Origin of the sequence: Teretinema zuelzerae, from assembly GCF_021021555.1 — a bacterium.
GTDB classification, from domain to species: Bacteria; Spirochaetota; Spirochaetia; order Treponematales; family Treponemataceae; genus Teretinema; species Teretinema zuelzerae.
In genome coordinates this window covers 604399-625770 of the sequence record NZ_JAINWA010000001.1, presented here as the reverse complement: position 1 = coordinate 625770, position 21372 = coordinate 604399, and the positions used below count along the sequence as shown (strand labels likewise).

Below are 21372 nucleotides of genomic sequence, written 5' to 3'. Positions count from 1 at the left end.
GGGGCCTTTGTAAATCCTTACAGGATTTACACATACATTAAGGTAGACCTCTAAAAACTGAAGTTTTTAGAGGTCCCCTTAAGAAATACTGGGCAAAAAAAGCGCGGATAATCGCGCGAGAGTCGGGCAAAAAAGCGAATTTCCTCCAAGGTAATCGGCGCAGGGTTTTTTCATCGATTAATGAATGAAAAGACTCTCGATTGTCTGAAACCGGAGGAAGGTATGAATCGATTTTTGTTTTTTTCCGCCTTGCTGGCATTGTTTATCGTGATTTCCTGCGACGCTCCGCTTGGAGAAACGGGTAGGGAACTCGAGACGCCCGGCTCGGTCGATCCGGCGGGGACCGCGAGCGGCCAGGAATCGGATCAGGACGAGGGGACCGGGCCCGGGGAAGCCGATGATGACTCCGGTGCGCCTGAAGTGAAGGAACCGGAGTCTTCCGGCGGAAATGAACTTCCAGCGGAACCCGAAACTCCGGCCGGCCCTGAAATTCCGGCGGATTCGTCCGCGCAAACAGAGCCTCCTGCCGATCCCGCGGCGCCCGACGGGAGCGACCCGGAGACTTCCGGCGAAAATGAACTTCCAGCGGAACCTGAAACTCCGGCCGGCCCTGAAATTCCGGCGGATTCGTCCGCGCAAACAGATCCTCCTTCCGAGCCTGCGGCGCCCGACGGGAGCGAACCGGAGTCTTCCGGCGGAAATGAACTTCCAGCGGAACCCGAAACTCCGGCCGGCCCTGAAATTCCGGCGGATTCGTCCGCGCAAGCAGAGCCTCCCGCCGAGCCTGTTACCCCGGTTGAACCTCAACCTCCTGTTGAGAGCGCGACCGTTGTTGGTCTTGAATTGATTGCCCCTCCTGATCGCATCCAGTATCGGGTAGGCGAATCAGTCGATTTGACCGGTTGCGAGCTTGCCGTGCGGATGAGCGACGGCTCCCTGATTCCTGTCGATATGCAAGAGACTGATTCCTTCGTCGACACCGCAAGCTCGGGCGTATCGCTTTTGCGGCTTGAGACGGATCACGGTTCTATCGAAATACCCTTGTTAATCACTGATTCCGCGGAAGTTCATATATTGAACGGCGGCGTTTTTATTCGGGGAAACGATTTCGACGCGTATGACGATAATCCCGAAAAACAGATATCCGTCGGTTCTTTTGAGTTGTCCGAGAATGAGACCACGTATGAGTTATGGACCTCAGTTCGCCAGTGGGCGGCTGAATACTCGCCGCATGAGTGGACCTGGTCTAACAAGGGCCGGGAAGGAAACGACGGAACCGCCGGAGATCCCTGCACAGCTGATTATCTGGAGCCTGTTACCTACATCTCCTGGCAGGACGCGGCTATATGGTGCAACGCGCGCAGCGAGTGGGAAGGCGTAACCCCTGTTTATTACACTGATGAAACCCTTTCAGAACCATTGCGCAAGCCGATAGCCTCCGGCCTTGTATGCGTTTCCCCCCGCGCCGACGGGTGGAGGCTTCCGACCGAGGCCGAATGGGAATACGCGGCCGGCATGGGCCCTTTGGGGATGGAAGATGAGCGTACCGAGTATCCGGGAACCGACGACAAAACCGGACTGCCCCGCTTTGCGTGGTATCCGGCGAGCTGCAAGGCGGCGGGACGGGAGTCTACCTGGCCTGTCGGCTCTCTTGAGTCTACAGGAGCGGGCTTTTACGATATGGCGGGCAATGTCGCGGAGTGGTGCCAGGATTGGCATGACCCCGCCTGGTACTCGAATGCGGGGGAATTTGATTCAGGCGGCCCTGCCGCGAGTCCTGCTCTTGAAAGGGTTATCCGCGGATCAAGCTATAGCGGTACGATAGTAGATTGCGCGGCCGCTAACCGCTCTGTGCTGAAATTCAGCGGAAAAAGCGGAACGGTCGGCTTCCGCTCTGCGCGATCCGTTTTCCCTGAATAGCTTTCGGCAGTCCGGCGTATCGGGGCTCCGCTTGTCCAAGAAAAGGAAAAATCCTATACTGCCGGGAAGCGCGCAGATCCTGAGGAATATGAAACGGTTCTGCGCCCCTTTTTAAGGAGACCTACAGTGGAAGTACGTGTTCGTTATGCACCGTCCCCGACCGGGATGCAGCACATCGGCGGAGTGAGAACAGCTCTTTTTAATTATCTTTACGCCCGATCCCAAAATGGAAAGTTCATACTTCGGATCGAAGACACCGACCAAACCAGATACAGCGCGGAATATGAACAGAATTTATACGACACTCTCGCATGGCTCGGCCTTGAATGGGACGAGGGCGGTCCCCGCGGCGGACAGTACGCCCCCTACGTTCAGAGCCAGCGCTTCGATTTGTATAAGAAATACGCCCTCGAGCTCGTGGAAAAGGGACAGGCCTATTACTGTTTCTGCGACGAAGAGCGGCTGGAACGCATTCGCAAAATCCAGACGATGAACAAGATGCCTCCCGGATACGACAGGCACTGCCGATCCCTTTCTTCCGACGAGGTGAAGGCAAATCTCGACGCGGGAAAGCCCTTCGTCATCCGGCTCGCCGTTCCCATGGAGGGTTCGACGAAATTCCACGACGTGCTTCTGGGCGACATCGAATGGAAGAACGAAGACGTGAACCCCGATCCTGTTCTTCTCAAGAGCGACGGGTTCCCGACCTACCACCTCGCGAACATCGTGGACGACCACTTCATGAAGATTACCCACGTCATGCGCGCGCAGGAATGGATTCCTTCGACTCCGCTCCATGTCGTCATGTACAAGGCTTTCGGTTGGGAGCATCCCGATTACTGCCATCTGCCCATGGTCATGGGTCAGGACGGCCAGAAGCTGTCGAAACGTCACGGCGCGACCAGCTGCAACGAGTTCCGGAACAACGGGTACCTCAAAGAAGCTCTCATCAATTACGTGGCTATGCTGGGCTGCTCCTACGAAGACGCCCGCGACATGTATACCCTCGAAGAACTGGGATCTCTATTCCGCATGGAGCATATCAACAAGGCTCCGGCGGTTTTCGACTACAAGAAGCTTGAATGGTTCAACGGCCAGTACATGCGGATGAAAACCGACGAGGAGCTGTTCGATCTGACCTGGCCATTCATCGCGAATTCCGGCCTCTTCGGCGGATGCGGCGCGGGAGAAGCGAACGGCGAGGAAGCCAGAAAGGCCGCGGGATTCCTGTTCGCCGATCAAACCCTGCTTCGTCCGACTGACGAACAGAAGGAAAAACTTATGAAGGTGATGCCCTTGATCAAGGAACGCCTTCACTTCCTTACCGATGCGCCGGCGATGGTATCATTCCTGTTCGGGGAACCTGCGGTTCCTCCGGCGGAGGAGATCATTCCGAAAAAACTGGACGCCGCGAAAACCAGAGAGATTCTGATAGAAGCGAAGGATGTTATTGCTAAAATCGGCGGTATGACCGAGGAGGACGCGAATCTCCTGTTCAAGGCCGCCGCCGAAAAGCTCGATGCGAAGCTCGGCGACCTCATGATGCCCATCCGCATGGCCGTAACCGGCAGCAGGGTGTCTCCGCCTCTCGTCGGTTCGATCCAGATTCTCGGGATAGAGGTTTCGCTCGCGCGCATAGACAGGACTTTGTCTGAACGCTTCCCCCGGTAAATACGTGCATCTTCCCTAATGGAAGAAAATGGAAAGTGATTTAATAAGAAAACCCCGCGATACGACGCGGGGTTTTCTTTTAGCTTGATGACATCTGTGTATTCATTGGTAATCGGCGAAGCATCCCGAGAGGCTCGAGCGGGCTATTGCCGGCTCAGCAGTCGCTTCCGCAGAATAGCGAACGTAACCCTGCCCAGGCTCCGAGCAACATCCAGAAAAGCCAGGTGAATGAGAAGAAGATCGAGAATACGGCTGATGTTTCATGCGCTATCTTTTTTAGTTTCATACAGTGCACCTCTGTGTCTCTTTTTAAATAGACACAGATGTAACACTCAGGTTGCAGATTTTTGTCAGATGTTTTCCACCGGATAGAGGGTGTCGTCTTTTACGACGAGGGCGTCCTTTGCGGCGAGCGCCTCGACGGCTTCCGCCTTTGCGAGCGGGTGGTCGCGGTTGAAAGCGAGAAAAGCCCTCATTTTGATGCCGTCCTGTCCGGGAAGCATGGATTGCCTGATAAGATTCAACAAGACGATGTCTTCTTCGTTAAGCATGCGGTACCTCTTTTTGTTTTATGTTTGAAACCAGTATGACACCGGGACGGCCGGCGAATCAAATACTATCTAACGGATATCGATACAAATTTACACAAACGCAGAAAACTGGAGAAATCGGGAGTATTGGATATTCCGCCCCTTGCGCCTCTTTCTTGCGGGGGCTCCCGCCGTGAGGCTCCGCCCGTCCTTGAGCTTCCTGCCTCAGTCTTGAAATTGTTTCTTCTGTACACTTTTCGCGCAAATATGGTATCCTGTACTTCTAATCACGGTCCCTCGCAACCAGCGTGGGCAAAGGAGCATCCTTACAATGGAAGATCACTCAACAACAATGGAAAAAATCGTAAGCCTCTGCAAGAGGCGCGGTTTTGTGTTTCAGTCCTCCGAAATTTACGGCGGGCAGAATGGCGCATGGGATTACGGTCCTCTGGGAATCGAGCTGAAGAATAATATTCAGAAAGCCTGGTGGAAGGAGATGACCCAGCTTCACGACAGCATCGTGGGGCTCGACGCGGCCATTTTGATGCATCCGCGTGTGTGGGAAGCGTCGGGCCACGTGGCGAACTTTTCCGACCCGCTGGTGGATTGCAAGGATTGCAAGAGCCGTTTCCGCGCGGACGACGATACGCAGATTTCCCGCGAAAACGTCGAAGCCCGCAAGTGCCCGAAGTGCGGCGGCCCCCTGACCGAACCCCGCTCGTTCAATCTCATGTTCAAGACCAGCATCGGCCCCGCGGAAGACTCGTCGTCGGTGATCTATCTCCGCCCCGAAACAGCCCAGGGCATCTACGTCAACTACAAGAACATCGCCCAGTCGAACCGCCTCAAGATTCCCTTCGGAATCGCCCAGGTGGGAAAGGCATTCCGCAACGAGATCGTGACCAAGAACTTTATCTTCCGCACCTGCGAATTCGAGCAGATGGAGATGCAGTTCTTCGTGAAGCCCGGCGAGGACGAGAAATTCTTCGAGTACTGGCGCGCCGAGCGCATGAATTATTACCCGAAGTACGGCATCCGCGCGGAGAAGCTGCGCTTCCATCACCATGAGAAGCTCGCCCACTACGCGAAGGACGCCTACGACATCGAATTCGAGTTCCCCATGGGATTCCAGGAGCTCGAAGGCATCCACAACCGCACCGATTTCGACCTGACCCAGCACACGAAGTTCTCCGGAAAGGATCTTCAGTACATCGATCAGGACAACGGAAACGAGCGCTACATTCCCTATATCATCGAGACGAGCGCCGGCCTTACCCGCAACGTGCTCATGTTCCTCTGCGACGCCTATGAAGAGGAAAAGGTCGCGGACAAGGGCAACGACGACGACTGGAGAACGGTGCTCCGCTTCCATCCGTTCATCGCGCCGGTGACGGTGGCGGTGCTTCCGCTGATGAAGAAGGACGGTCTGGCCGAACTTGCGAAGGATATCCAGAACGAGCTGAAGGAAGACTTCATGACCGATTACGACCAGGCCGGCGCCATCGGCAAGCGCTACCGCCGCCAGGACGAGATCGGAACTCCCTTCTGCGTAACCGTCGACTACGATTCCAAGGAAGACAATACGGTGACGCTCCGCTTCCGCGATTCCATGGAGCAGGTCCGCGTGCCCCGCTCGGAACTGGCCGCGCGCATCCGCGCCGAAATCAAGAACTACCGCCGGGTGTGATCCGGCGGGCATAGCAAGGGGAATCCGGAAGGTATGGCCGACAGCAACAGACTTCACAGCATCAATACCTCGCGGATTCTCCGGGCTATCTGGCTCAATCCCGGCGTTAGCCGGATCCAGGCGGCCGAACTGCTGGATCTCGACCGCTCAACGGTGACGAAAATCATGCAGGTGATTCTCGACCGAGGGCTGGTCGTTACCGCGGGAAAAAGCACCGAACAGAGCGGCGTCGGGCGGCGGCAGGTTCAGCTCCGCATCCGGGAGGACCTCGGCGTCGTCATAGGCCTCGAGCTGCAGGCGGCGCGCTGTTCGGGCGTCATTACCACCCTTGAGGGCTCTGTTCTCCATTCCTTTGAAAGCCCAGGCGCGGCCGACGCCGGAAACCTCGCCGAGCGCATCGTTTCTGTCATCGCGCTTGCCCGGAAATGGATCGACGGGGAAGGGCTTTTTCTGCTTGGAATCGGAATAGGACTTCCGGGCGTCATCGACCCGTATACAGGGACCGTCATCCGCTCGCATTCTTTCGGACTCGGCGCGCCGCGCAGGCTGAAGGACGAGCTTGAACCGCTTATTCCCGAGCCGATTTTCTTTGAAAACGACGCGAACTGCTGCTGCTGGGCTGAGCTTGCCTTCGCCAGCGACAACCGGAGCCGCAATTTCATCAGCGTTCTCGGGGAGTTCCGCACCGACCGTCCGAACGAAACCCAGTGCCACGGATTCGCGCTGGGAACCGGCATCGTCATCCGGGAGCGCGTTCTGCACGGGGACCACTTTACCGCCGGCGAATTCCGCACCGTGTATTCGAATCCTGAAACCGGACAATTTGAAATACCCTGGAGGGAGCTTGCCTCTCTCCCTGAAAATACTTCGCTGCTCGACACGCTCTACCGCGAGCTTGCCGAGAACCTCGCCTTTTTGGTGAATTGCTTCGATCTGACTAAAATCGTGTTTGCCGGCGACCTTCCGGAGCACCGGGGGAATCTCGCTTCCTATGTGGAAAGCGCGGTCGCCGACAACTGGAACTATGACATCAGCCGGGAATTGGAAATAGAGTTTTCCCGTTACGGGAAGGCCGCGGTATCCATCGGAGCCGCCGGACTATTCGTGGAAAAACTGTTTTCCGTTCCCGATATCGCCGACCGTTTCCAGGAAATGGTCGGATACGATCTGTACGAATACATATTGAAACGAAAAGGATAATCCCCTTCATGGAATACATCTCCTTCGGCAAAACGGGTCTTATGGTGTCCCGCACCGCTTTCGGCGCCCTTCCCATTCAGCGCATCGCATCCGTGGAAGAGGCGGCTACCTTGCTCAGAACAGCCTGGGACGGCGGCGTCAATTTTTTCGATACCGCCCGGGCGTACAGCGACAGCGAGGAAAAGCTCGGCTTCGCCCTCGACGAAATCCGCAAGGACGTAATCGTCGCGACGAAGACGGGGGCGAGAACGGGAGCCGACCTTTTCAAGGATCTGGAAACAAGTCTGAGAAACCTGCAGACCGACTGGATCGACGTGTATCAATTGCATAACCCCTCGTTCATCCCGCTTCCCGGCGGGGAGGACGGCCTCTACGACGCGTTGGCGAAAGCCCGCGAAGAAGGGAAGATCCGATTTTTCGGGGTTACCAACCACTCGCGCCAGCTCGCCCTTCAGGCGGCCGAATCCGGATTGTACGACAGCATCCAGTTTCCCTTGAGCTATCTTTCTGCTCCCGAGGATGTTGAATTGGCCGCCCTCTGCGAGGAAAAGCAGGTGGGCTTTCTCGCCATGAAGGCGCTTGCCGGGGGCTTGCTCACGAACGCGCGATCGGCTTTCGCATGGATGAGAAAACAGGAGAACGCGGTTCCCCTGTGGGGCATACAAAAAACGAGCGAGCTCGAGGAGTTTCTCGCGCTCGAACGCGAGCCTCCCGTGCTCGATGACGAGTTATCAGCCATGATTGAAAAGGACCGCGCTGAGCTGGCGGGAAATTTTTGCCGGGGCTGCGGCTACTGCCTTCCGTGTCCCGCGAACATCCCTATAAACAACGCGAACCGCATGAGAGAGCTGTTGCGGCGGTCTCCTCCTGCCCAGTGGCTTACCCCCGAGTGGCGGGAGCTGATGAGCCGGATCGAGGACTGCACGAAATGCGGCTTGTGCGCCAAGCGATGCCCCTACGGGTTGAAGCCGTACGAAACCCTGCCGGCCCATCTGGCCGACTACCGAAGCTTTCTCCCCGAATAACCGGCCCTTATCCCAGCGTTTCCAGTTCTTTGAGCCAGAGGGCGGCGCTCGCGTCGCTCGGCATTCTCCAGTCCGAACGGGGCGAAAGGGTGACGCTTCCCACCTTGGGACCGTCCGGAAGGCATGAACGCTTGAACTGCTGGCTGAAAAACCTTCTATAGAACACCTTCATCCACTTGAGGATTTCCTCTCTTGCATACACGGATCGGCCGGAAGATTCGGCTTCCTCGCCTGCATCGCCTGAGAAGGCGTTTTCCGCCAGGTAGAGAATTTTCGCAGGGGATGCTCCCCAGCGGACCAAATGATAGAGGAAGAAATCGTGGAGTTCGTAGGGCCCGACGATGTGTTCGGTTTTTTGGGAAATCTCTCCGTCTTCGGCGGGAAGAAGTTCGGGGCTGACCGGCGTATCCAGAATGGACTGGAGGGTTGCGGCGAGTTTTTTGGCGTTTTTCTTGCGGAGCGTTTCGGTGTCTGCTTCGCTTCCCGCCGCATTCGGGGTTCCGCGTTCGAGCATGAGTTCGGGGTTGTCCGCGCACCAGGCCACCAGATGGCGGACGAGGGTTTTGGGTATCGATGCGTTCACTCCGTACATCGACATGTGGTCGCCGTTGTATGTTGCCCAGCCGAGGGCGAGCTCCGAGAGGTCCCCGGTGCCGATGACCAGTGCGCCGAGCATGTTCGCCTTGTCCATCAGAATCTGGGTGCGCTCGCGGGCCTGGGAATTTTCGTAGGTTATGTCGCGCGTTTCGGGATTTTGCCCTATGTCGAGGAAGTGCTGGTTGACTGCCTTGTGGATTTTAATTTCTTCGGTCGCGGTTCCCAGGAGCTCGGCGAGCTTGAGGGCGTTGCTCCTCGTGCGGCCGGTGGTTCCGAAGCCCGGCATCGTGATCGTCCGGATGCCGGTTCTCGGCAGACCGAGCCGGTCGAACGATCGAACGGTCACCAAAAGGGCGAGGGTTGAGTCAAGCCCGCCTGACACGCCGATAACGGCGGATTTCGAGACGGTGTGCGAGAGCCGCTTCATCAATCCCGCAGTTTGTATGGAGAAGACTTCCTCGCATCTTTCGGTAAGGTTTGACCGGGATGAGGGAACGAAGGGTCTCGGATCGATTTTTCTGAGGAGGGCGCGCGGACTCTGGCCCTGCGATGCGCTTTGCCCGGAAGGTACGAGGGGCATCGATACTCGAAGATATCCTGAATCCTCGTTTTTCGGGTAGGTGTTCATTCTCCGGCGTTCGTACAGGAGCCGGCCGAGATCGATTTCCGTTTTGACGAGTCCGTGTTCGAAGCGGGGGCTTTCGGCGAGGATCGATCCGTATTCGGCGATGAGGCAGTGTCCCGCGAACACCATGTCCGTCGTCGATTCTCCGGGGCCTGCGTCCGCGTATATGTAGCCGCCCACGCATCGGCCCGACTGCGATGCTGCGAGATTTTTCCGGTATTCCTTTTTTCCGACCGTTTCATCGCTTGCCGAAAGGTTTGCGACGACGAGGGCGCCTGCGGCGCTGTGAGCCGAGGACGGCGGGTTCGGCACCCACAGGTCTTCGCAGATTTCTACGGCGAACGCGATTTCTTCGTCCCGCTCGTCGCAGAACAGCAGCTTCGTTCCGAAGGGAACTTCGCAGGAGCCGAAGATTCCCGCGGGAATCATGGCGGTTTCTGCGGGCGCCGGAGCAAAATGGCGCGTTTCATAGAATTCGCCGTAATTCGGGATATTGGTTTTCGGCACGATTCCGCGAATCTTCCCGCCGGCTATTACCGCCGCGCAGTTATATCGGGCGTTTCTGAACTGAAAGGGAAAACCGACGACGCTGGTTATCGCAAGATCCTTCGTTTTCTCCGCGATGAGGCGGACGGCCGACTCGGCGACTCTTCCCAGCAGATCCTGCGAAAACAGATCTCCGCAGGTGTATCCGGTTACGCACAGCTCGGGGAATACGACGAGGCGCACTCCGTCCGCGGCCGCGCTTTGAATGAGCGAGAGGATGTTAGCGGTGTTTTCTCCGCAATCCGCTACCGTGCAAACGGGCGTCGCGGCCGCTGTTTTCAGGAATCCATGAATCATAACCTCATTGTATACAAAAAAAAGCGAAACCGCTATACTGTTTTTATCCGCGAACCATGCAAGGGCCTTGTTCGGAAGCAATCAAAGCTGACAACTGTTTCGGTATACAAAAAAAAGCGAAACCGCTATACTATTTCCCATTATGAACAAGGCACTTGAAACCCTCAAAGAACGCGGATTTTTTAAGGAAAAATCCGCGAACCATGCGAGGGCCTTGTTCGGAAGCAATCAAAGCTGACAACTGTTTCGGTATACAAAAAAAAGCGAAACCGCTATACTGTTTCCCATTATGAACAAGGCACTTGAAACCCTCAAAGAACGCGGATTTTTCCAGCAATGCACGGACGTCGAAGGTCTTTCCCGACTCATGGATTCAGGGCCCGTGACGTTTTACGTGGGCTGCGATCCGACGGGGTCGAGCCTCCACATCGGACACATGGTTCCTTTTTTCGCGCTGAGACACCTCCGCGAAGCCGGACACATCGGCATCGCCCTCGTGGGCGGCGGAACCGCCCGTATCGGCGATCCTTCCGGAAAAACAGAGATGCGCAAAATGATCACTTATGATCAGATCGACGCAAACTCGGAGGCCATCGGCCGCCAGCTCGACCGCTTCCTCGGATTCGACGGCAAGACCGCGTATCTGGACAACAATAAGCACTGGCTTGCCGACCTCAATTATATCGATTTTCTTCGGGACATCGGCTCCCACTTTTCCGTTAACCGCATGCTCACCTTCGAAGCGTACAAAAAACGGCTGGAGACGGGACTCTCCTTCGTAGAGTTCAACTATCAGCTGCTGCAGAGCTACGATTTTCTCAAGCTCAATGAACGCCACGGCACGGCTCTCCAGATCGGCGGAGACGACCAGTGGGGAAACATCGTCGCCGGAATCGAACTCGTCCGCCGCATCAACGGCAACCAGGTGTACGGTTTGACCTTCCCGCTCATCACCACGAGCGACGGCAAGAAGATGGGAAAGACCGAGAAGGGCGCGCTGTTTCTTGATCCCGCGGTTACGACTCCGTACGAGTTCTTCCAGTATTGGCGCAACGTCTCCGACGCGGACACCCGGAAGTTCCTTCTCCTGTTCTCCTTCCTTCCGGTAGGGGAAATCGACGCCCTCATGGCGGGAAACATCAACGAGGCGAAAGAACGGCTCGCATGGGAAGTAACCAAGGAAATCCACGGAAAAGAAGAAGCCGACAAGGCTCTTGCCGGAGCCCGTGCTGCGTTCGGCGGCGGCGGAGATAAAGCCTCGATGCCTACCGTCGAGATTCCCCGGTCGCGGTTCGAAGCAGGAATCGGCGTGCTCGATCTCTTCTTCGACGCGAAGCTCGCGGGAACAAAGAGCGACGCCAGGCGTCTGGTTGAACAGGGCGGAGCGTCTATCGGGGACGCGGCCGTTTCAGACGTCAAGGCAGTCGTGCGATCCGACGTATTGGATTCGGACGGCGAAGTGGTGCTCCGCGCCGGAAAAAAGAAATTCGTTCGGGTGATAACCGCGTAATTCCGGCCTCGCATAAAAACGAAAAACGGGCTGTCCGGCATCGTACCGGACAGCCCGTTTTTTTCATAGCGGAGCGCGAAAAATCCGCTCAGCTCCTGCGGCCCTTGAAAAGCGAAAAGATAAAAGAGAAGAACCTCATGATCGCCCTCCAAAGGCGGGCGAAAAAGCCGGGATTACGCAGGCGTTCCAGCCTGGTATAGGCCTCCATCAATTCCTGATCGGTAAAAGGCGAGCGGGTCGTGTTTTCTTCGATTTCAATTTCAAGCTCGGATATCGGATCGGTCTCGTCGAGAATCACCGCGTCGATGCTGTGCCATCCGAGCAGCTTAGCGGCTTCCAGCCTTCTTTCGCCGGCGATGAGCACGAGGCGCGAGTTCAACGTGACGGGATTCAGGAGCCCGTAGCGGCGCATGCTTTCCATCAGAGATTCCAGATCCTCCGCCTTATGGCGCACTCTTCTTTTTACTTTTATATCTGCGAGGGAAATCAGCATGGCTTCCTCCTTATAAAACTTTTTTCATTATTCAAGCAGGGGATTGAAGTCCATCTCTGGACTTTTTTCCTCTATCTGTTCCGCAGCTTCCGGAAGAGCCGCCTCTTCCGCCGATTGGAGAACTTCTTCATTTTGGACTCCGCTGCCTTCGTCGGCAGGCTGAGCGGCGCCGCTGTTATTTTTGCGGGCTGCGGCTTTCACCGCGCGCGCGGAGGGTTCGGGATCTTCGAAAATCAGCGGATCGAGGGCCAGCGAAGACGAATCTATTTCTATCGGCCGCTGACCGACTGCGTAGCTTTCGCGCTGAAGCCGATCGATGGAGACCCTCTTCAAGTTTTGGTTATTTTCATGATAATCGCAATAGCGAGTCGGCTGCGTTCCTTCGAGAAAATACAAGTCTACCGCGCCGTCGTCGCAGTCGTCCGTGGGCAATAACCCGGATTTCGCGCAGACGCGGGCGCTGACGAGGCCGGTTTGAGGCTTCACGAAATCGCGGAACGGCAAGCCCTGATGGATGTCGCTCATATAGTCTGCCCATGCGGGGCCCGCAAGGGTCGCTCCCGTGTTGTCGAGTCCGAGCGACAGCCCGCGCCTGTCGAAGCCGAACCAGATGGCGGTGGTATAGTAGGGCGTGTATCCGACCGTCCAGGCGTCAGCCCAGTTCTGGGTCGTGCCTGTTTTGCCGGCCGCGGGCATGACGAAGGATTTTCCGTTCTGGTCCTTAAAGGTGAACTTCCGCTCGTATCCCGAGGCCCAGCCGAGAGTTCCTGCCTGTATGGTGTTCTTCAACAGGTCGGTCATGATCCATGCATTCTGCGGACTGATGATCTGTATGGCGCTGCCCTTCCGCTTTTGTTCGAGGCGAAGCTCCTTTTCCGGGTCGAGGATGGTTTTTCCGTTCCTGTCCTCGACCGAGCGGATAGCGATCGGCGTGACTTCCTTTCCCTGGTTTCCGAAAATGCCGAAGGCCTTCGCCATCTGTATAGGCGCTACGCTGATGACTCCCAGTCCGATCGAGTGAACCCGGGGGAATACCTTCTGGATTTCCGACTTGTCCGTATACCCCAGAAGCGCCGCCGCGCGGTTGATGGCGGCGTCGAAGCCGATGCCGTCCAGAACCTTGATGGACGGCACGTTCATCGAGTTCGCGAGGGCCTGCCACAAGAGGACGGTGCCCTTCCATTCGCCCTTGAAATTAAGCGGGGTGTAGGGACGTCCGTCTTCGTTGTAGAACACCACCGGAGTATCGCTGATCATGGTTCCTGAAGTGAACTTCCTTGTATCGATGGCGGCCGAATAATACAGCGGCTTGAAGGTGCTTCCCGGCTGAACGGAGGCCTGGGTCGCGCGGATGATCTGGTTCGACTGATCGAATTTGCTGCCCCCGACCATCGCGGTGATGTATCCGGTGCTGTTGTCCAGCGTTATCAGGGCTCCTTCGACCGTCGTTTTAGCGGCGGCCGCCTGTTGATTCGCGTTCGCCTTGTTGGTTTCAATCTTCAGCGCGTCCAGTCCCGTGATCAGCGAGAGCATGTCGACGACCGGATTGATCTGGTTGCGGTAGCGGGAGAGGCTTTTTACCTGCAGGCGTTCGGCGGAGACGGCAAGCTGGGGAATGTTGAAGGCGAAGGCCATCAGCTCGGTGATCTGGGCGTATTCGTCGCCCTGGGCGAAGCGGGCAGTGCTCGATTGCCGGAACCGTTTGTTCGCGGTTTCCAGGGATTTTTTCATGATTTCTTCCGCTGCGGCCTGGTGCGCGAGATTTAATGTCGTATGGACCGTGTATCCGCCGGAATAGATGTCCATCGTGCCGTACATCATCGTTTCGAGTTCCCGGCGCACGTACTCGGAGAACCAGCGGGCCTTATCGTCGCGGGTGAGGTATGCCGAGGTGGCTGTTCGGGTAAAGTCGAAATTGGCCCAATAGTCGTCGAACGATTCGTCCGCTTCGCGCTCGCCCAGATAGCCGATTTCCACCATCTGGCGGAGCACTTCCTTCTGCCTGTCCATCGCGCGGTTCGGGTGTTGGAAGGGATTGTAGAACGCGGGATTCGAGAGCTGGATTACGAGAATCGCGGCTTCCGCCGGAGTGATCTCCGTAGCGGGATGTCCGAAGTAGAACTTCGACGCCGCGTTGACTCCGTAGGTTCCGCCTCCGAAATACATTTTGTTGAGATAGAGTTCGAGGATTTCATCCTTCGAGTATCTCCGTTCAAGCTGGAGCGCCCACCATAGTTCTTTAATCTTTCTGGTTATCGAGATTTCGCTCCGGTCGAGATACAGAGTACCGGCGACCTGCTGCGTGATCGTGCTTCCGCCGCCGAGCGATCGCCCGGTCAGTTGTCCGAAGACCGCGCGAGCAAGGGCTTTTACGCTGAATCCATTGTGTTTGTAGAAAATCTGGTCTTCGCGGGTAAGCAGAGCGTTGATCATATGAGGCGGCAGGGCGTCCAGGGTGATCAGTTCCCTTTTTTCGTCCGATGCGAATTCCGTGATGAGTTCGCCGTTTATATCCAGGATGCGCGTAGGGAGCGCGGGATTGAATTCGGTAAAATGTTCGTTGTTTTTCAGGTTGCGGACCAGGGCTACGTTGAGTCCGATCAACGCTCCTCCGAGGGCGGAGAAGAAGAGAATCAGCATCAGGGGAATCAGGGAATTTCGGTTTTTTCTGCCAAACATATATGTAATAAAATCATAAAGCGGTCTTTGTTACAAGGGAATCGCGCCGGGGCGTCTTTTCGGGCCGGCTCGATCGAACTGCTTTAAAAAACAAAAGGCCGGTGTATTTCAACCGGCCCGCCCATCAGGCTTTCGGACAGTCAGTGGGTGGGAGGGGAACTGAACTGCCCGATAACTAGATATTCGGTACCGATCGGAAAAAACTTGAACTTTTTATTCCTTTTTTTCAGGGCTGTCGGAGATTTCCGGACTTTCCGAAATTTCAAGGTCCAATTTCAGATTGATCGCGTAATCCCGGCCTTTTTCAACCGTAAGCTGCCGTGAAATTTCCCAATCACCCAGAGCGAAGCTGAAGGTATAGGTTCCCGGATCGACGGGAAACGGTTCCCTGCGTACCTCGGTTTCCTGTCCGTTCACTTTCATCCGGGCGTTTTCCGGAGCGGTGACTAAAATCCGCGGAATCGTATCCTTCAATTCAATCTTCAGTTCCGTTACGCGGGCCGACTCTACGGTGAAGACGCGCACCTCGTCGCGGTATTCCTCCGAAACAATGGAAAGATGATGAGACCCGGGCTTGAGTATCAGCATCTCCCCGGTATTCTGGACGAGGGTCTCGTCGACGCGCACGCTGATGGGATGCTTTTCTCCCGGCCGCGTTATGTCGAGCAGCGCGCCTCCTTCGTCGGTGAGCAGGGGCTTGATCCTGCAGACGAAGCGGAGAGTCTCGATATTGTCGGGAAGGCCCTTCATGACGGGGAAAAGACGAAAAAGAACGGGCCCTTTGGCGGGATCGACGATCGATTGCAGAACGGTCGCGTAGGGTCCGGCCTTGAAGCCGTGATTCTGCTTCAAGGGAATTTGCAGAATGAAGCTGAGCCGCGACGGCAGCGTGTTGAGGGCGAGCTGGACCGCCTTATAATCGATTACTGACGGATCGGGCTGGGGCGCGGGAGCAGAGTAGAGCCCCCATGCAAGACTATTCCGGTATTCCAGAATGGCCTGCGGCGGCTTGATTTCTATTTCGACGCCGCGGATGAAGACTGCGTCGTCTTCGAATGCGATGCCAAGGGCGTCGTTATATCCCATTTCAATGGTTTGAGTTTCTGAATGCGCCTGTATCGAGACCGGAACGAGGCTTCGCACCCGGAACGAATCGGCCGTATATGCGCTAACGGCCGGATACACCAAGAGCGAAGCGAGCAGGAGTGCGCGAGTGTTCATAATAGTTAGTACCCTCTGAGTAATCCTGCCGGATCTTTCGGAATCCCGTTTTCATGTATTTCGAAGTGTAAATGCGGTCCGGTAGATTGTCCTGTTGAGCCGACGGTACCTAGTATAGTACCGGATTTGATTTTATCGTGCAACTCGATTTTTATGGATTCTAAATGTCCGTACAAACTTTCGCGGTTTCCGTCGTGCGAGAGGATGACGAAATTGCCGTAGATCGGGTCGTATCCCGTTTTCCGCACCGCGCCGGCGGCGCAGGCGAAAACGGGCGTTCCCCGGGGAGCGGCGAGATCGATGCCGTTGTGGAAGACCAGGTTGCCGGTAACCGGGTTTTTTCTCATGCCGAAGGTGGATGTTACCCGGGATTCCGGCAGGGGAAAGCGGATTCCGGGCACCAGGAAGAAGGTTCTCACCGTGCCGTCGAAATTCGCGCCCGGAAGGCAGTGAAAAGCGTGCCGGACTCCGTTTTCCCCGGCCAGCGCAAAGGAGACGAGGGTTGGATCGTTGGGATCGAAGGACGACAGGAGCAGGGCTTCCAGGGCGTTTTGCGCAAAATCTGGAATATAGAGGCCGGGGAGGGTTGGAAGCATGAGAAGCCTGCCTTCAAGTTCCGTCTTGATGGAAGAAATGCGGTTCAGGCTTGCGATGCTGTCGTAGGGAACGGCGCAGCGGGCCGCGATGGATAACAGGCTGTCTCCCGCGCGCGCGATATACGCGTAGATTCCCGGCGAGAGCGGATGATCGGGTTTCGCGGCGGCCATGGCCATTCGCGAAGCGGCCACATCGTCCGAATACTGCAGAAACACCGGGTCACGGGCGGAAAGCTCTTCGATGAGGGGATAGCGGGAGGATTCTGCGAAAATGGAGTGCGGCAAAAATAAGCATGCGCAAAGAATCGCCCAAAGCCTCGCTCCGTGAAATGCGAATTCGGCGGGATGCCGGGCGGCCATGTTTCGTTATTTCCGGGAATCGGGGGGAAAACCGAACGCGGCGATCCCGTATCCGATAATCGTGAGCAGGAACACGGCGAGCGCTGCTGTTCTACGCCAGGAAAGAACGAGAATTACGATTGCCGCGGCGCCGAAGGCGAGAATCGCTATGCGTACGAGCGTTCGAGCTAAAGCCCCAGGATTTCTTTTAAAGACCGGCTTTAGACGGTCGAAGAGCATCCAGGAAACGAGGGCTCCGAAAAAGGTTACGAAAACAACCGTATATATTGAAGGGTTCGAGGAGGCGAGTTTCCACAGGGGCCAGACGATGAGGAGGGCTGAGCCGAGGCAGATCCCGGCGAGAAGGAGGGTTTTCCCCAGAGCTCCGATGAAGGCGGCGTAGCCGGCAAGAATTCGTTTCAGCATGGAAACAGAATACCTGCGGGGACAAAAAAAAACAACCGTTCGGGAGAGTTGCGCCGAACGGTTGTTGTATCAGCAATCTGCGGGAAGATTACTCTTCGGAGATCGCTTCTACGGGGCAGACGGCCGCGCAGGCGCCGCAGCTGACGCAGGTGGCGGCGTCGATGACGCGCTTGTCGCCTTTTTCGCTGATCGCGCTGACGGGGCATTCGCCTTCGCAGGCGCCGCAGTTGATGCAAGCATCGGAAATCTTATAAGCCATGGGTAGACTCCTTTCTCGTTGATATTGGTAAAAAAATAGCGTATTCGGCGGGAAAAAACAAGAGCTCGAGGCACACTATCGTTTTGGTTGTTTTTTTGCCTGTTGTGGTGTTAAATAAAGGGTCAGCGCGAGCGTAAGGGGAGGGGCACCAATGTCCGAGAGCCAACAGCTTATCAAAAAAAACCTCGATTTCATCAACATTTTGCCGGCCTGGGCTCAGGAATTATCGGTCAAGTACTGTTCAAAAACCGCGAATCTCTATTTCGTCCACGGTAATATCCGGGATTTCCTTCCGCATCAGATGAACGAAGGCGAGTTCATGTTCGTCAGAATCCAGGAATACATCTCCGAGGTGCTGTTCGGAAACCGCGACATCATCGTCTATTACGATAAATCGAGCGGGGTGAGCTTCTGCATGTCGCAGATGGAGAAAGACTATCTCAAGACGATGACCGCCCGCTACCCGGCGGTGCCGCCGGAGGATTTTCTTTCCAAGGATCCCCAGAAAGCCTTCGACTGGCTCGAGCGGTACTTCGTCCTGAATCTTCCCAAGGCGCAGCGCATCGTGCTCATCATCGACTACGCCGAGACCATCGTTCCCGCCGAGGAGATCGGCCGCCTCGACGAGATAGACCGCTACTGCCTCGTTACCCTCAACCGCTGGTCCCACGAGCCCCAGTTTACCCGGGGCGATATTTCGGTGCTCATGCTCACCGAAAACCTGACCGACATCAATCCCCGCCTTTCCAGCTCGCCTTCCACGGTGAAGGTCGCGATCCCCTTTCCCGGCACGCTCGTGCGGACGCAGTTCCTCGAGTTCCTCGAAAGCAGGGAAATGCTTCTTCTTGAGCGGGGGCTCAATCCGGAACGGGTGGGAGCGCTCACCTCGGGCTTGAATCTGCTTAATTTGAACCAGCTGGTCGCCGAGTCCTTTCAGGAGGACAAGCCGATCACCCTCGAGTTTTTGCGCGACCGCAAAAAAGGCATCATCGAAAACGAGGCCGCCGGTTTGCTCGAGTTCGTGGAGACCGATCACGATCTGAGCTACGTCTCCGGCCATGACTTTGTGCGTCGGCGCTTCCAGAGCGCGGCGAAGGCAATAAAACAGAACCGCACCGACGTGCTCCCCATGGGCTATCTCATCGCCGGGCCGGTCGGCACCGGAAAAACCTTCATGGTGTCCGCCTTCGCCGGAGAAATAGGTGTGCCGATGGTGAAGCTGCGGAACTTCCGTTCCCAGTGGCAGGGCGCGACGGAAAGCAATCTTGAGCGGGTGTTGAATATTCTCAAGGCGATGGCTCCGGTAGCGGTAATGATCGACGAGGCCGACGCCTTCCTGGGCGACCGGGATTCAGCCGGAGATTCGGGAACCTCGAACCGGGTGTTCGCGCAGATAGCGAACTTTATGGGGAACACCGAGTACCGCGGGAAAATCATCTGGTTCCTGATCACCTGCCGCCCTGATCTCCTCCCGATCGACCTTAAAAGGCAGGGCCGCGCCGAGGAGCATCTGGCCCTGTTCTATCCTGAAACGGTGGAGGAAAAGGCGGATATTTTCCGCATCCTCCAGCGCAAGCTCGACATCAAGGTGAAGGATTTCTCCCTTACGGATATTTTCAAGGCGTTCAAGTTCGATATTTCCGGGGCCGACATCGAAGCGATCCTCGTGCGGGCGAAAATGAGCGCCACCATGGACGGGCGGGCCATAGTCACGCGGGAGGATCTCGAGCAGACGATACGTGATTTTATTCCGCCGAGCTATCCCTACGAGATCGAGCTTCAGAATCTGGTGGCGGTGCTGGAATGCACGAGCCGGGAAATGGTTCCGGCGAAATATCAGAAGCTCGAGCGCTCTAAGCTCGCCGCGGAGATTCGCGAACTCAAAAGCCTGCTCGGCGAAGCGTAAGCGCGCGCCGGCACCGTGTGCGCTTGCCGGCACCGTGAGCGCTTGCCGGTACCGTGCGTGCTTGCCGGCACCGTGCGTGCTTGCCGGCACCGTGAGCGCTTGCCGGCACCGTGTGCGCGGGCTGGCACCGTGAGCGCGCTGGCTTGCACCGTGTGCGCTTGCCGGCACCGTGAGCGCTTGCCGGCACCGTGCGTGCTTGCCGGCACCTTGAGCGCGCTTGCCGGCACCGTGTGCGCTTGCCGGCACCGTGTGCGCTTGCCGGCACCGTGTGAGCGCGCGCTGTTACAGTTTCGCGCGCGGATAGTCGGCTATCGCGGCGGCGAGGGGGCCGGCGACGTCGATTCCGCACTGTTTTTCCAGCTCTTCAAAGCCGGGAGCGGCGTTCAGTTCGCAGAGAACCGGTTCTGCCGTCCCGTTGCCGTTCATCGAGGGGAGAAAATCCGCGGCGCCGTAATAGAGGCCTGCCAGATTTCCCATTTCCAGAGCGAGTCGTTCCGCTTCCCGAACGAGCGGATCGCGCGAGGGCGCCTTCCGCATCGCGCCGCCAGAACACGCGTTGGAAACGACGCTTCCCGCAGGCGCCCGGCGGACCGCAGAGGCGATTACTCTCCCCGCCGCGAAAAACACCCTGATATCGGTTCCTTCGCATTCTGCAATATACTCCTGCAGGATGAACTCTCCTGAGTCCTTCGCCGCGAGAAAAGCATCCAGTTCCGCCGCGCCGCTCATCAGGCGGACTCCTTCTCCTCTCGAACCGAAACGCGGCTTGAGAATCCAGGGAGGGGAGGGGAACGCCGATTCCGCCGCGAGTTCGCTCGCGGCATCGACGGTTTCGGCATCGATAGTCGCGGGAAGGCGATAGCCGAACGCGGAGAAAAAGCGGAATGTTTCAAGCTTGTCGTTGGCAAGGGCCGCGGAACGCGCGGAATTAACGCAGGTCCAGCCGGCTTCCTCGAGGCGGAAGGGCAGGTCCCTCGGGAGCGCCCCGCGGAGCAGGACGAGCGTATCGCGCGGATCGAAGCCGGCCGCCCCGTCTGGCTGGAGGAGGGCTGCTGCTTCCTCGCGAAATAAAAACCGGAGCTGAACGCCCCGGTTTTCCATTTCGGTTTTTAATCTCTGCGCAGGACGAAAGGTCCTGAGCCATTCATGGTCGCGGGTTTTCAATCCCCATACGGCAATCGCCCGCACGGCCTTATTCGCGGTCTTTCGGCCAGGTAAGGGTTTGCGCGCAGATTTCCGCGATCTCGGCGGAGGCTTTCGCTGCGTCGGCCTGGGGAATTCCTGCTTCCTGATTCAGCGTTTTGCTGAAAAAGAGCTCCATCGATTTGAATACGTCCGGCCGCGAATAAAAGAGGAAGGCAAAGTTCATTCCTTCCGGCCTGAGCACCGTAAAGGCGGAAATAGCCTGCTGAGGCTCCTTGTTGAAGATGATTCTGGCCTGGTTCTTCGCGGTTATGATGTTCGCCTCGCTGAAGCGGAGCGGAATCTGGAACTCCTGCGCGCGGCAGTACGGCTCGACTGTTTTCTGTATGAAATTCGACGGTTCTACGAGAACGTAGATTTTCTTTCCGTTGGTTTGAAGCGTAATGCTGTTTCCGGAAGCGTAAAAATCCTTTACTGCCGAATACGACACTATCTCGTAAATGCTGTACGACGATGTCGTCTTGAAAAACGAAGAGACGATATAGCCCTCGTCCATTGGAAGCTTGTTCTGCTGGTATGCCTCAAATAAATCCATGGCTTTCAGGGACATGTGTTCCTCCTTGTCCGACCCGTGTCATCACGTACCAGTATAGGGGATATCCGGGGCTAACGCAACCTGTAGTTTTTTTCGTATCCGCGCGC

At 56.7% G+C, this 21372-nt stretch carries 18 protein-coding genes; 7 read left to right on the top strand and 11 right to left on the bottom strand.

Going from position 1 to position 21372, the window contains the following annotated elements; all coding sequences use genetic code 11:
* The first annotated feature begins 222 nt into the window (after positions 1-222).
* The gene (locus K7J14_RS02880) at positions 223-1920 is read left to right on the top strand and encodes an SUMF1/EgtB/PvdO family nonheme iron enzyme (RefSeq protein ID WP_230752880.1); all 1698 of its coding nucleotides are present in this window, start codon (positions 223-225) and stop codon (positions 1918-1920) included.
* A gap of 126 nt (positions 1921-2046) precedes the next feature.
* Complete coding sequence (gene gltX / locus K7J14_RS02875; RefSeq protein WP_230752878.1) at positions 2047-3591, top strand: glutamate--tRNA ligase; 1545 nt, start codon at positions 2047-2049, stop codon at positions 3589-3591.
* Positions 3592-3745: 154 nt separating this feature from the next.
* Here gltX and K7J14_RS16065 read toward each other — a convergent pair whose 3' ends face one another.
* Positions 3746-3877 (bottom strand): hypothetical protein, encoded by a 132-nt coding sequence (locus K7J14_RS16065; protein WP_269062371.1) that lies wholly within the window; start codon positions 3875-3877, stop codon positions 3746-3748.
* A gap of 64 nt (positions 3878-3941) precedes the next feature.
* Entirely contained in the window at positions 3942-4142 is a 201-nt protein-coding gene (locus K7J14_RS02870) for a hypothetical protein (RefSeq protein ID WP_230752876.1), read from the bottom strand.
* A gap of 310 nt (positions 4143-4452) precedes the next feature.
* On the opposite strand from K7J14_RS02870, the gene K7J14_RS02865 reads away from it, so the two are divergent.
* Genes K7J14_RS02865 through K7J14_RS02855 form a run of 3 tightly spaced genes read left to right on the top strand, consistent with a single transcriptional unit; the run spans position 4453 to position 8033 of the window.
* Positions 4453-5808, top strand: coding sequence for a glycine--tRNA ligase (locus tag K7J14_RS02865; RefSeq protein ID WP_230752874.1), 1356 nt, complete (start codon positions 4453-4455; stop codon positions 5806-5808).
* A gap of 33 nt (positions 5809-5841) precedes the next feature.
* A complete protein-coding gene (locus K7J14_RS02860; RefSeq protein WP_230752872.1) occupies positions 5842-7008 on the top strand; it encodes an ROK family transcriptional regulator in 1167 nt (388 codons plus the stop codon).
* 8 nt (positions 7009-7016) lie between these two features.
* Entirely contained in the window at positions 7017-8033 is a 1017-nt protein-coding gene (locus K7J14_RS02855; protein ID WP_230752870.1) for an aldo/keto reductase, read from the top strand.
* 7 nt (positions 8034-8040) lie between these two features.
* Here the strand turns inward: K7J14_RS02855 and K7J14_RS02850 are convergent, their stop codons facing one another.
* Positions 8041-10098: an NAD(+) synthase gene (locus K7J14_RS02850; RefSeq protein WP_230752867.1), complete on the bottom strand. Its 2058-nt coding sequence runs from the start codon at positions 10096-10098 to the stop codon at positions 8041-8043.
* Positions 10099-10387: 289 nt separating this feature from the next.
* Between K7J14_RS02850 and tyrS the strand changes: the two genes are divergently transcribed.
* Positions 10388-11608, top strand: a complete 1221-nt coding sequence (gene tyrS, locus K7J14_RS02845) for a tyrosine--tRNA ligase (RefSeq protein WP_230752863.1) — start codon at positions 10388-10390, stop codon at positions 11606-11608.
* Between the two features lie 88 nt (positions 11609-11696).
* Here the strand turns inward: tyrS and K7J14_RS02840 are convergent, their stop codons facing one another.
* The 6 genes from K7J14_RS02840 to K7J14_RS02815 form a co-directional block, all read right to left on the bottom strand.
* Positions 11697-12101, bottom strand: a complete 405-nt coding sequence (locus K7J14_RS02840; protein WP_230752860.1) for a ParB N-terminal domain-containing protein — start codon at positions 12099-12101, stop codon at positions 11697-11699.
* A 27-nt stretch (positions 12102-12128) separates the two neighbouring features.
* Positions 12129-14780, bottom strand: a complete 2652-nt coding sequence (locus K7J14_RS02835) for a penicillin-binding protein 1A (RefSeq protein ID WP_230752857.1) — start codon at positions 14778-14780, stop codon at positions 12129-12131.
* A gap of 213 nt (positions 14781-14993) precedes the next feature.
* On the bottom strand, positions 14994-16001 hold the full coding sequence (locus K7J14_RS02830; protein WP_230752855.1) for a hypothetical protein: 1008 nt from the start codon (positions 15999-16001) through the stop codon (positions 14994-14996).
* A 5-nt stretch (positions 16002-16006) separates the two neighbouring features.
* Positions 16007-16957 carry a M23 family metallopeptidase gene (locus K7J14_RS02825; protein ID WP_230752852.1) on the bottom strand — a complete coding sequence of 317 codons (951 nt, stop codon included), beginning with the start codon at positions 16955-16957 and terminating at the stop codon, positions 16007-16009.
* A 6-nt stretch (positions 16958-16963) separates the two neighbouring features.
* On the bottom strand, positions 16964-17362 hold the full coding sequence (locus tag K7J14_RS02820) for a hypothetical protein (protein WP_230752850.1): 399 nt from the start codon (positions 17360-17362) through the stop codon (positions 16964-16966).
* Positions 17363-17450: 88 nt separating this feature from the next.
* Positions 17451-17621, bottom strand: coding sequence for a DUF362 domain-containing protein (locus K7J14_RS02815; protein WP_230752848.1), 171 nt, complete (start codon positions 17619-17621; stop codon positions 17451-17453).
* A gap of 151 nt (positions 17622-17772) precedes the next feature.
* Between K7J14_RS02815 and K7J14_RS02810 the strand changes: the two genes are divergently transcribed.
* Positions 17773-19527 (top strand): ATP-binding protein, encoded by a 1755-nt coding sequence (locus tag K7J14_RS02810; RefSeq protein WP_230752846.1) that lies wholly within the window; start codon positions 17773-17775, stop codon positions 19525-19527.
* Between the two features lie 282 nt (positions 19528-19809).
* Here K7J14_RS02810 and K7J14_RS02805 read toward each other — a convergent pair whose 3' ends face one another.
* Entirely contained in the window at positions 19810-20691 is an 882-nt protein-coding gene (locus tag K7J14_RS02805) for an ATP-grasp domain-containing protein (RefSeq protein ID WP_230752843.1), read from the bottom strand.
* A 28-nt stretch (positions 20692-20719) separates the two neighbouring features.
* Positions 20720-21280: a hypothetical protein gene (locus K7J14_RS02800; protein WP_230752839.1), complete on the bottom strand. Its 561-nt coding sequence runs from the start codon at positions 21278-21280 to the stop codon at positions 20720-20722.
* Positions 21281-21372: the final 92 nt, after the last annotated feature.

Coding starts and splice junctions, on each gene's coding strand:
- K7J14_RS02820 (WP_230752850.1), bottom strand. CDS start 17,362: ATGCTGAAACGAATTCTTGCCGGCTACGCCGCCTTCATCGGAGCTCTG.
- K7J14_RS02865 (WP_230752874.1), top strand. CDS start 4,453: ATGGAAGATCACTCAACAACAATGGAAAAAATCGTAAGCCTCTGCAAG.
- K7J14_RS02830 (WP_230752855.1), bottom strand. CDS start 16,001: ATGAACACTCGCGCACTCCTGCTCGCTTCGCTCTTGGTGTATCCGGCC.
- K7J14_RS02825 (WP_230752852.1), bottom strand. CDS start 16,957: ATGGCCGCCCGGCATCCCGCCGAATTCGCATTTCACGGAGCGAGGCTT.
- K7J14_RS02840 (WP_230752860.1), bottom strand. CDS start 12,101: ATGCTGATTTCCCTCGCAGATATAAAAGTAAAAAGAAGAGTGCGCCAT.
- K7J14_RS02880 (WP_230752880.1), top strand. CDS start 223: ATGAATCGATTTTTGTTTTTTTCCGCCTTGCTGGCATTGTTTATCGTG.
- tyrS (WP_230752863.1), top strand. CDS start 10,388: ATGAACAAGGCACTTGAAACCCTCAAAGAACGCGGATTTTTCCAGCAA.
- K7J14_RS02870 (WP_230752876.1), bottom strand. CDS start 4,142: ATGCTTAACGAAGAAGACATCGTCTTGTTGAATCTTATCAGGCAATCC.
- K7J14_RS02815 (WP_230752848.1), bottom strand. CDS start 17,621: ATGGCTTATAAGATTTCCGATGCTTGCATCAACTGCGGCGCCTGCGAA.
- K7J14_RS02810 (WP_230752846.1), top strand. CDS start 17,773: ATGTCCGAGAGCCAACAGCTTATCAAAAAAAACCTCGATTTCATCAAC.
- K7J14_RS02850 (WP_230752867.1), bottom strand. CDS start 10,098: ATGATTCATGGATTCCTGAAAACAGCGGCCGCGACGCCCGTTTGCACG.
- K7J14_RS02855 (WP_230752870.1), top strand. CDS start 7,017: ATGGAATACATCTCCTTCGGCAAAACGGGTCTTATGGTGTCCCGCACC.
- K7J14_RS02835 (WP_230752857.1), bottom strand. CDS start 14,780: ATGTTTGGCAGAAAAAACCGAAATTCCCTGATTCCCCTGATGCTGATT.
- K7J14_RS02860 (WP_230752872.1), top strand. CDS start 5,842: ATGGCCGACAGCAACAGACTTCACAGCATCAATACCTCGCGGATTCTC.
- K7J14_RS02800 (WP_230752839.1), bottom strand. CDS start 21,280: ATGTCCCTGAAAGCCATGGATTTATTTGAGGCATACCAGCAGAACAAG.
- K7J14_RS16065 (WP_269062371.1), bottom strand. CDS start 3,877: ATGAAACTAAAAAAGATAGCGCATGAAACATCAGCCGTATTCTCGATC.